Source organism: Noviherbaspirillum sp. (assembly GCF_035944575.1).
GTDB lineage: Bacteria > Pseudomonadota > Gammaproteobacteria > Burkholderiales > Burkholderiaceae_D > Noviherbaspirillum.
The window spans coordinates 1-9,293 of record NZ_DASZBA010000187.1 but is presented as its reverse complement, the minus strand read 5'-3'; the positions used below and the strand labels follow the sequence as shown (position 1 = coordinate 9,293).

Annotated in this window: 10 protein-coding genes; 8 read left to right on the top strand and 2 right to left on the bottom strand. The window is 60.7% G+C overall.

The features are described from left to right. The first annotated feature begins 70 nt into the window (after positions 1–70). The 8 genes from VGU61_RS14010 (at position 71) to VGU61_RS13975 (ending at position 6,652) form a co-directional block, all read left to right on the top strand. Complete coding sequence (locus tag VGU61_RS14010) at positions 71–847, top strand: GNAT family N-acetyltransferase (RefSeq protein WP_326859763.1); 777 nt, start codon at positions 71–73, stop codon at positions 845–847. Beyond that, on the top strand, positions 844–1,698 hold the full coding sequence (locus VGU61_RS14005) for a UDP-2,3-diacylglucosamine diphosphatase (protein ID WP_326859762.1): 855 nt from the start codon (positions 844–846) through the stop codon (positions 1,696–1,698). The genes VGU61_RS14010 and VGU61_RS14005 overlap by 4 nt, the downstream gene beginning before the upstream one ends. Next, positions 1,680–2,717, top strand: coding sequence for a glycosyltransferase family 1 protein (locus VGU61_RS14000; protein WP_326859761.1), 1,038 nt, complete (start codon positions 1,680–1,682; stop codon positions 2,715–2,717). The genes VGU61_RS14005 and VGU61_RS14000 overlap by 19 nt, the downstream gene beginning before the upstream one ends. Positions 2,718–2,891: 174 nt before the next feature. Then, on the top strand, positions 2,892–3,740 hold the full coding sequence (gene phnC / locus VGU61_RS13995; protein ID WP_326859760.1) for a phosphonate ABC transporter ATP-binding protein: 849 nt from the start codon (positions 2,892–2,894) through the stop codon (positions 3,738–3,740). A 46-nt stretch (positions 3,741–3,786) separates the two neighbouring features. Next, positions 3,787–4,767 carry a phosphonate ABC transporter substrate-binding protein gene (phnD, locus tag VGU61_RS13990; protein ID WP_326859759.1) on the top strand — a complete coding sequence of 327 codons (981 nt, stop codon included), beginning with the start codon at positions 3,787–3,789 and terminating at the stop codon, positions 4,765–4,767. 9 nt (positions 4,768–4,776) lie between these two features. Beyond that, positions 4,777–5,580 (top strand): phosphonate ABC transporter, permease protein PhnE, encoded by an 804-nt coding sequence (phnE, locus tag VGU61_RS13985; protein WP_326859758.1) that lies wholly within the window; start codon positions 4,777–4,779, stop codon positions 5,578–5,580. Then, positions 5,580–6,149, top strand: coding sequence for an HD domain-containing protein (locus tag VGU61_RS13980; RefSeq protein ID WP_326859757.1), 570 nt, complete (start codon positions 5,580–5,582; stop codon positions 6,147–6,149). Before phnE ends, VGU61_RS13980 begins: the two co-directional genes overlap by 1 nt. Next, positions 6,146–6,652 (top strand): GNAT family N-acetyltransferase, encoded by a 507-nt coding sequence (locus VGU61_RS13975; RefSeq protein WP_326859756.1) that lies wholly within the window; start codon positions 6,146–6,148, stop codon positions 6,650–6,652. Before VGU61_RS13980 ends, VGU61_RS13975 begins: the two co-directional genes overlap by 4 nt. Positions 6,653–6,726: 74 nt before the next feature. Here VGU61_RS13975 and phnN read toward each other — a convergent pair whose 3' ends face one another. Together phnN and VGU61_RS13965 are read right to left on the bottom strand one after the other, a co-directional pair. Further along, positions 6,727–7,995 carry a phosphonate metabolism protein/1,5-bisphosphokinase (PRPP-forming) PhnN gene (phnN, locus tag VGU61_RS13970; RefSeq protein ID WP_326859755.1) on the bottom strand — a complete coding sequence of 423 codons (1,269 nt, stop codon included), beginning with the start codon at positions 7,993–7,995 and terminating at the stop codon, positions 6,727–6,729. After that, entirely contained in the window at positions 7,992–9,200 is a 1,209-nt protein-coding gene (locus tag VGU61_RS13965) for an alpha-D-ribose 1-methylphosphonate 5-triphosphate diphosphatase (protein ID WP_326859754.1), read from the bottom strand. Before VGU61_RS13965 ends, phnN begins: the two co-directional genes overlap by 4 nt. Positions 9,201–9,293: the final 93 nt, after the last annotated feature.

Below are 9,293 nucleotides of genomic sequence, written 5' to 3'. Positions count from 1 at the left end.
AAACGCCGCTGTCATTTCGCTGAAGTAATCCACGGTTACGCTTCATTCGTCATTTTTACGAGGACGATGAATGCGCGTACTGACCGCTCCGGCCGCCACGGTCGAACCTGCCCAGAGTTTTTCCAAACTGACCCTCAGCCTTGCCACGACGCCGGAAGAAGTGCGGGAGGTGCAGCGCTTGCGTTACCGGATTTTCATCGAAACCATGGGGTTGTCGACGCTGACGAACAGCGATGGGCTGGACCGCGATGAGTTCGATGCCCATTGCGATCATCTGATCGTTCGGGATACCAAGACCCTGCGAATCGTCGGCACCTATCGCGTTCTCAGCGCCAGCGCCGCCCGGCGCATCGGGCGCTTCTACTCCGAAACCGAATTCAGCCTCAGCCGCCTTGATCACCTGCGTTCGCGCATCGTCGAGGCGGGCCGAGCCTGCATTCACCCCGACTATCGCGGCGGCGGCGTGCTGATGCTGCTGTGGGCCGGCCTGGCCGCCTACATGCGGCGCGAACGCTGCGATTATCTGATCGGTTGCGCCAGCATCAGCCTGGCGGACGGCGGACGCAATGCTGCGGCGGTCAGTCATGCGGTCATGCAGTCCCATCTCGCACCGGCGGAATACCGCGTCATGCCGCACCTTCCTTTTCCGATCGGCGAAAGCGACGCGGCCGACAAGGGCGTCATTCCTCCGCTGCTGAAAGGTTATCTGCGCAGCGGTGCATGGGTCTGCGGCGAACCGGCCTGGGACGCGGAATTTCATTGCGCCGACCTGTTCCTGATGCTGCCGCTGGAAAAACTGGATGATCGCTACGCGCGCCACTACCTGAAGGAATCGAGGCCCCTATGAGACCCGCCGACAATTTTCTGGATGCCGGCTTCCTCAAGCCGGGGCCGCATCCGAAAAAGGAGGTCAGGCGCTTTCGAACCATCTGGATTTCCGATATCCATCTCGGCACGACAGGCTGCCAGGCGGCACGCCTGCTCGAATTCCTGCAGGCGACCGAATCGGACACGCTCTACCTGGTCGGCGACATCATCGACGGCTGGCAATTGAAGCGTCGCTGGTACTGGGACCAGACGCACAACAACGTGGTGCAGAACGTGCTGAAGAAGGCAAAGAAAGGCACCGAAGTGATTTTTGTGCCGGGCAATCACGATGAAGCAGTCCGACAGTTCATCGATCTCGATTTTGGCGGCATCAAGATCCGGGACGAACTGATTCATGTGACGGCCCAGGGAAAGCGCATGCTGGTGCTGCACGGCGACCGTTTCGACGGCGTCATCGCCTGCGCAAAGTGGCTGGCCTACGTCGGCGACAGTCTTTACACCGTGATCCTCAAGTTCAACCAGGTATTCAACAATTGGCGTGCGCGGGCAGGACTGCCGTACTGGTCGCTGTCACAGTACTTGAAGCTGAAGGTGAAAAACGCGGTCAGCTATATCACGTCATTCGAAGACGCGCTGGCGGCGGAAGCACGCAAGAAAGGCGTCGACGGCGTCATTTGCGGCCATATCCACAAGCCGGAAATCCGCGATATCGACGGCATTACCTACTGCAATGACGGCGACTGGGTGGAGAGCCTGTCCGCGCTGGTGGAGGAAACCACGGGCGAACTGCGGCTGGTAACCTGGCAGGACATCGTGACGAAGCCGAAGCAGGCCAAAATGGACGAACCGATATGCGTATCGCCATCGTAACCGATGCCTGGGAGCCGCAGATCAACGGCGTCGTCAGCACCCTCAAGGCAACCGCGCAATGCCTGCGCAGCGGCGGGCACGAGGTAAACATCCTCTCGGCCGAAAATCAGCCCACCTTTGCCTGTCCGGGTTGCCCGGATATCCGGTTGGCGTGTGCCCCTTATGCTCGCGTCGCCATGACCCTCGATGCATGGCAGCCTGATTGCATTCATATCGCGACAGAAGGACCGATGGGCTTGGCCGCGCGGCGGTACTGCATCAAGCGGGGGCTCCGATTCACGACCTCATACCACACACGTTTCCCTGAATACCTGCACGCGCGCAGCCGATTGCCGCCGGCGCTTCTTTACCGTTGGCTGCGCTGGTTCCACTCCCGCGCCAGCGCCGTCATGGTGGCGACGCCCGCCATGAAAATCCTGCTTGAACAACGCGGCTTCGAGCGTCTCGTGATCTGGGGGCGAGGTGTGGACACCGAGCGTTTCCAGCCCGAGCCGCAGGATTTTTCCGGCACCCGCCGTCCGGTGTACCTGTATGTCGGAAGGGTGGCTGTGGAAAAAAATGTCGAGGATTTTCTGCGCATCGATATGCCTGGAAGCAAATGGGTCATCGGCGACGGGGCGATGCGCGAGGAACTGGAGCGGCGCTATCCGCAGGTCCGCTTTCTCGGCGCAAAGCCGCATGCGGAATTGGCGGCTTACTATAATTGCGCCGACGTATTCGTATTTCCCAGCCGCACCGATACCTTCGGCCTGGTCATGGCGGAAGCGATGGCATGCGGCGTACCGGTTGCGGCTTATCCGGTGGAGGGGCCCATCGATGTGGTGGCGCACGGCGTGTCCGGAATATTGCACCAGGATCTGACGCGTGCCTGCTTCGATGCACTCAAGTTGCGGCGTGCCGGCGTCCGCCAATATGCCATGCGATTTTCCTGGAGCGCGGCGACAGCGCAGTTCCTGGCGCATCTGCATCCGGCCCATCGGGCCGCGCCTGCGGGATACGCCGCTTCGCAATTCATCTGAATACCCGCCATGAGGCAGGCATCCGGAGGTGGCGGCATCAGCCTCGTGTGTCGATCCATATGGCAGGAAGATTCGAAGTCCCGATATTTCACGCATCTGTCATGCAGTCTTCACACTCATGACATATTTGGCCCCGATACTTGCCCCCGTCATTCTTTACACCGGGCGGGCAACATGATGATTGAAATCAGCGGGCTGTCGAAAACATTCAAGGGCGGCTTCCAGGCGCTTGATCGCGTGAACCTGTCTTTCCAGCAAGGCGAAATGGTCGCCCTGATCGGTGCGTCCGGTTCCGGCAAATCCACCTTGCTGCGCCATATATCCGGCCTGATGCCGGGAAACACATCAACGAGTCATATCAAGGTCGGCGGCAGGACCGTGCAGCAGGACGGCATGGTGGAACGCAACGTGCGCGCCGTGCGCGCGGACGTCGGCTTCGTTTTCCAGCAATTCAACCTTGTCGGACGCCTGCCGGTGCTGACCAATGTGCTGTCCGGCGGACTGTCGCGCATGCCGCTCTGGCGCAGCTGCATCAAGCAGTTCACCCGGGAGGAAAAGGAATTGGGACTGGAAGCGCTCGCTCGCGTAGGGATCGTCGACCATGCCTACAAGAGGGCTTCCGCACTATCGGGCGGACAGCAGCAGCGGGCCGCCATCGCGCGGACCATCGTTCAAAAGGCTAAGGTCGTGCTGGCCGACGAGCCGATCGCGTCGCTCGACCCGGAATCGTCACGGCGCGTAATGCAAACCCTGGCGGACATCAACCGCATCGACGGCACCACGGTGGTTGTATCGCTGCACCAGGTGGATTTTGCAATGCGGTTCTGCCCGCGCACCGTGGCGCTGTGCCGCGGCCGTGTCGTCTATGACGGGCCGTCGTCTGCGCTGTCTGCCGGCATGCTGCGGGAGCTGTACGGCGCCGAAGCGGAGGAAATCCTTGCGCCGCCGGCGGCAGCGCAAAACCATTCGGACTTCCACGCCGCAAACGGCTTTCATCCGCCGGTCTTCGCCGCGGCGGTGTAATCGCCTTCCCCATTTTCTGGTCATTCAATTCCAAGGGAGCACATCCATGTACCGTAATCTGCTGTCCGCTTGCGCGGCAACCATCATGCTGGCCATCGCCGCCCCTGCCGTTCATGCGCAGGATACGACCAAGTCGATCAATTTCGGCATCATCTCCACCGAATCCACCCAGAACCTCCGCCAGGACTGGCAGCCGGTGCTGGACGAGATGAGCAAGCGCACCGGTTTGAAAGTCACCGCCTTCTTCGCGCCCGATTATGCAGGCGTGATCGAAGGCATGCGCTTCAACAAGGTGCATGTGGCATGGATGGGCAACAAATCGGCGATCGAAGCGGTCGACCGCGCCAATGGCGAAGTATTTGCGCAGACGGTGAACGTCGACGGCACGCTCGGCTATTACAGTTACATCAGCGTGCACAAGGATAGCCCCTATCAGAACCTCGATGATGTCCTGAAGAATGCGAAGGCGATGAACTTCGGCATCGGCGATCCCAATTCCACGTCCGGCTTCCTGATACCGAGCTATTACGTATTCGCGCAGAACAACGTCGATCCGAAATCGGCATTCAAGACCGTGCGCAGCGCCAACCATGAGACCAATATCCTGGCCGTGGCCAACAAGCAGGTCGACGCCGCGGTACACAGCTCCGACACCCTGGACAAGATCACCAGCCGGCAGCCGGAGATTGCAAAGCAAATTCGCCAGATCTGGAAATCCCCGTTGATTACTTCCGACCCGCTCGTATGGCGCAACGATCTGGCTCCCGAGACGAAAAGAAAGGTGAAGGAATTTTTCCTCTCTTACGGCAAGACCGGCCCGAACGCCGAGCAGGAGAAGGAGATCCTGAAGAAGCTGACCTTCGGGGGTATTCAGGAATCCTCCAATGCGCAGCTCAAGCCGATCCGCCAGCTGGAATTGTTCAAGCAAAAGAAGAAAGTCGAAGACGACAGCGCGATGAAGGCTGAAGAAAAGAAAACGATGCTGGACGACATCAATCGCAAGCTGGCGGATATCGCCAAGCTGTAAGGAAACGCCATGCAGGCTTCGACACAAGCAAACGGGGCGCCGCGGTACCCGGCACCGCCCAGACAGGACTTCGGCAAATTGTTCATGTGGGGCGTCCTGCTGGCGGTGCTGGCGGCATCCTGGAAGGGTGCCGACATGCGCCCGCTGGAATTGTTCAGCGACGCCGGCAATATGGCGACCTATGCAGCCAGCTTTTTTCCACCGGATTTCACCGACTGGCGCGTGTATGCGGACGAACTGCTGGTTACGCTCCAGATTGCGGTCTGGGGCACCGTTTTGGCGGTCATCTGTGCGATTCCCTTCGGATTGCTGTGTTCGGCGAATATCGCGCCGCCGTGGATCAACCAGCCGGTTCGGCGGTTGATGGATGCGGCGCGGGCGATCAACGAGATGGTATTCGCGATGCTGTTCGTGGTGGCGGTCGGCCTGGGACCGTTCGCCGGCGTACTGGCCCTGTTCGTGCACACCACAGGCATCCTGTCCAAGTTATTCTCGGAGGCGGTCGAAGCAATCGATCCACAGCCAGTCGAGGGAATTCGGGCCACCGGCGCACATGTGCTGGAGGAAATCGTCTACGGCGTGCTGCCCCAGGTGATGCCGCTGTGGATTTCTTATGCGTTGTACCGCTTTGAATCGAATGTGCGGTCGGCAACGGTCGTCGGCATGGTCGGCGCCGGCGGCATCGGTGTCATCCTCTGGGAAGTCATCCGCGGCTTCCAGTATGCGCAGACCTGCGCGGTGCTGCTGCTGATCGTCGTGACGGTTACACTCATCGATCTGGCTTCCTCTCACCTGCGCAAGAGGTTTATCTGATGCAATCCGTACCGCTACTGACCATCGAATGGATCGAAGACTGGCTGCGCCATCGCGGCGCCGGGATGTACGGCGGCGAAGCGGTGACACAACTTGAGCATGCGCTGCAATGCGCGTCGCTGGCCAGCGCCGACGGCGCTGCGTCGGAACTGGTGACGGCAGCCTTGCTGCACGATATTTGCCATCTCGCGGACGACCTGGATGATCGCGATCATCCACACGGACCGACCGGTGCGGCAATGCTGAAGGAACTTTTTCCGCCGGCGGTCACCGAACCGGTTCGCATGCATGTCGACGCAAAACGCTATTTGTGTGCCATCGAGCCGCTTTACTGGTCGAGCTTGTCGGATGCATCGAAGCGAAGCCTCATGTGGCAGGGCGGTCCGTTCACGCCGGATGAAGCCGCCGCGTTCATCGCGCAGCCCCATGCGGAAGATGCAGTGTGCCTGCGCCGATGGGATGATGAGGCGAAGGTACCCGGCGCAGTGACAGCGCCACTCGACGAATTCATCACCATCATGCATGCAATTGCAATGACGCAGACAAGAGTAGGGGAGAAAGCGGCATGAACATGACGCAAAGCAGGGATGCCATGACGGAACGCGCCGGCGTCAGATCAGATATCGCGGTACGCGAGGCGGTGCCGGGTGACGCCGAAGCGCTCGCCGTCCTGCTGGCGCAAATGGATGATGAACCGAGCGAGACGGAAGGTTTCAACGCCGCGCTTACCCGCCAGATCATGGCGGACATGGAAAGTTACCCCGATTTCAAAGCCTACCTTGCACTGGACGAAGCCGGTGTTCCGGTCGGAACCTTCAGCCTGATGGTGTTTTGCAGCCTGTCGCATCACGGAAGCCGCCAGGCATTGCTTGATGCGGTCGTCGTATCCCGCGAGAGGCGAGGGGAGGGCGTCGGCGAAGCGATGCTGCAGCGGGCACTCCATATTGCCGCCGGCTCCGGCTGCTACAAGCTGAGCCTGTCGTCCAACATCAAGCGCAAGGACGCCCACCGCTTCTATGAGCGCCTTGGCTTCAGCCAGCATGGCGTAAGCTTCGGTATCGAACTGGCGTAGGCCAGGCCGGTACCAGCACCGGCCGGTTGCGCCGGCGCAGGTCCGCGGAACGGGCCTGCAGCACTGCGGCAAGGTCACTTCACCGCGAAAACTTCCAGCAGCCTGGCCCCCGCCGCTTCCAATGGACCGCTGTTATCGATGCGGATCACATCATCGGAATGTGGCGGCGTGAATTGCGCGATGCGGTCCATGCGCCGAAGCAGCGCCGCGCCGCTTTCCCGCTGGCGCGCCTCGATGCGCTGGCGGATGACGTCCGACCCTGCTTCCACCCAGATGATGCGGGCGGCCGGATACATCTGCTTGAGTTGAGGAATGTATTCACGTGACCCGTTGACGACCACGTCTCGCCCGGCTCGAAGGTCGGCGTCAATCCCGCGGCGAATGCCGTAACACAAGTCGTTTGCCTGCCACATCATCGCAAACTCCCCAGCGGCAGCCTGGCGCCAGAAGGTTGCGGTATCCACCGCTTCATGCACTTCGCTGGGATGCACGTCGCGTGTGATGGTGCGGCGGGCGAAGACGATCGATCCGCTGGCGTTCGAATGCTGCTCCAACCAGCGGAGAAGCGTATCCTTGCCGACGCCCGATGCGCCGACGAAAAAGAACAGCCTCCCGCTTTCCGGGAAGGCGGATTCCGTTCTGTTCGCATCGAAGGGAAAGCGCCGCCAAAGTCGGAAAGGCGCGCCGGGGCTGTCTTCACGAAAGATCGCCAGATTGTCTATCGACATCTGCCCGTGGACGGCGGCATCATTGAAACATGCGTCCGCCGCCCTGCGCAGGGCATCGGCGGTATGCGCATCTGCTTTCGCAAGAGAGTCGCTCAACGTCATGTGAAACCGGAACTGTTCTTCGGTGTGCGGGTAGCCCCATCGCTTAAGCAAGGTTTCCTGCCGCTCGCTCAAGCCGGCTTGTCGGCGCCGGGCAAGTTCCGCCGGCGTCGGCGGTGCGCGCAGCAGATCGAAATAACTTACGCAGCGCATTGCCAGGGCACTGATCTCTTCCAGCGGCCCGTCCGGAGTCAGTGCCAGAAAGTCGCTGATGCGACGCACGCGAACGTCTTCGAGCATGATCGGCTTTTGCGTCGCGGCAAAAGCCTGGGCCATTGCCAGCAGGTGGGTTTCGCTGAAGCCGTCCATCAGCCTGAATGGTGCCTTCAGGGTGGCATGAAATCCGTAACGCCGAGCGCTGGCGGTTAGTGCTGTCGTCAGATCCGGCGTCAGGCCGATGACCGGATAAGGCGGCAGTACCTCGCCGCTTTCCGGATCGCGGGCCAGCCAGCGGCAACCGGCCCGCCACCACGAGGATGTCGGGGCCGGGGCGAAGTAGATGGCGTATCGCGTCATGCCGCCAGCGGATAAAGCCGGTGGGTGGTGAGCCGCTGCGGTTCGGCGCAATACGCCAATCTGCCGGCGGCGATGGTGGCGACCAACCGTACGTCGCCGCCCGGCTGAGCTTCGACCAGCAACAGGTCGGCGCGATAGCCTTGCGCGATGCGCCCGCGATCGCGCAGGCCGAGGGTTTCAGCGGGATGCTGCGATACCAGCTTCCAGGCGTCGGCCAAAGAACACGCATTCTCCTGATATGCCAGCCGGAACGGTGCATGCAGCAGGGACGGGTAGTAATAATCGGACGTCAGGATGTCGCACATGCCCGTTCTGACCGTCTCGGTCGCGGACAGCGAGCCGCAGTGACTGCCGCCGAGCAATACATTCGGCGCACCCATGATGATCCGGCTTCCGAACTCGCGCGCTGCCGCGAGCGCGTCGCTGCTGCGGGGGAATTCACTGATCGTGGCTTCAATCGCATGGTAGCGCTCGCGGTCGGCGCGAGTTTCGTCATCATGCGAAGCCATCGGAATGCCGCGCTGCCTGCATGCCGCTGCAAGACGCTTCACGATGCCATCGACTTCCGCCGACCTGGCGTGTGCGGACTGCATGCGCTCCACAAATGTCGGCGCGTCGCAGCGGGCACGCTCTGCGTAGGCTGATAATTTTTCCGGTTGTTTCGACTTGCGCATGATGGACGGCAAGTGGTCATTGAACGCGACGAAGGAGATCCATCCCTGGGCGATCCAGTCGAGCGCGTCGTTAAGACCATCGACGTGATGATTTTCAAAGCGCAGATGGATGCGGTGGTCAGCGTGAAAATGCTTGCGCTTCTGCATTACCTGGCGCAGCAGGGCCAATGCCGACTCACGTCCGCGCAAGCCGCCCTCCCATGAAAACGTCACCCCGTGGCATGCAGTGGTGATGCCGTTCGCCACCAATTGCCTATCCGTATCGGCGAGCGCGATGTCATAGGAAAACACGGTCTCCGGCCTCGGCTGGATCTGGCGTTCGAACGCATCTCCATGCAAATCCACAATGCCCGGCAGGGCAATGAGGCCCGTGCCATCGAAGACAGCGCCTTCGTTGATTGCACCGTGCACGGAAGGCGGCCGGACAAAGTCGATGAAGGCATCGGAAAGGCCGATGTTGACCTTGTCCCATTCCTTGAATCCGGTGGATGAAGGCAGAAGACTGGTTGCGCCGTGAATAAGAAATTGCATGGAAATAGTAGGCCAGATCGAAGTAAATAAGCGCCATGCTAGCCGCCGATTGTGACCGCATATTGACATGGGTTGAACCGGCGGATGTCATCA

What these genes read in the sequence shown, in the direction of transcription:
- phnE (WP_326859758.1), top strand. Translation starts at nt 4,777, where the DNA reads ATGCAGGCTTCGACACAAGCAAACGGGGCGCCGCGGTACCCGGCACCG.
- VGU61_RS13975 (WP_326859756.1), top strand. Translation starts at nt 6,146, where the DNA reads ATGAACATGACGCAAAGCAGGGATGCCATGACGGAACGCGCCGGCGTC.
- VGU61_RS13980 (WP_326859757.1), top strand. Translation starts at nt 5,580, where the DNA reads ATGCAATCCGTACCGCTACTGACCATCGAATGGATCGAAGACTGGCTG.
- phnN (WP_326859755.1), bottom strand. Translation starts at nt 7,995, where the DNA reads ATGACGCGATACGCCATCTACTTCGCCCCGGCCCCGACATCCTCGTGG.
- phnC (WP_326859760.1), top strand. Translation starts at nt 2,892, where the DNA reads ATGATGATTGAAATCAGCGGGCTGTCGAAAACATTCAAGGGCGGCTTC.
- VGU61_RS14005 (WP_326859762.1), top strand. Translation starts at nt 844, where the DNA reads ATGAGACCCGCCGACAATTTTCTGGATGCCGGCTTCCTCAAGCCGGGG.
- VGU61_RS14010 (WP_326859763.1), top strand. Translation starts at nt 71, where the DNA reads ATGCGCGTACTGACCGCTCCGGCCGCCACGGTCGAACCTGCCCAGAGT.
- VGU61_RS13965 (WP_326859754.1), bottom strand. Translation starts at nt 9,200, where the DNA reads ATGCAATTTCTTATTCACGGCGCAACCAGTCTTCTGCCTTCATCCACC.
- VGU61_RS14000 (WP_326859761.1), top strand. Translation starts at nt 1,680, where the DNA reads ATGCGTATCGCCATCGTAACCGATGCCTGGGAGCCGCAGATCAACGGC.
- phnD (WP_326859759.1), top strand. Translation starts at nt 3,787, where the DNA reads ATGTACCGTAATCTGCTGTCCGCTTGCGCGGCAACCATCATGCTGGCC.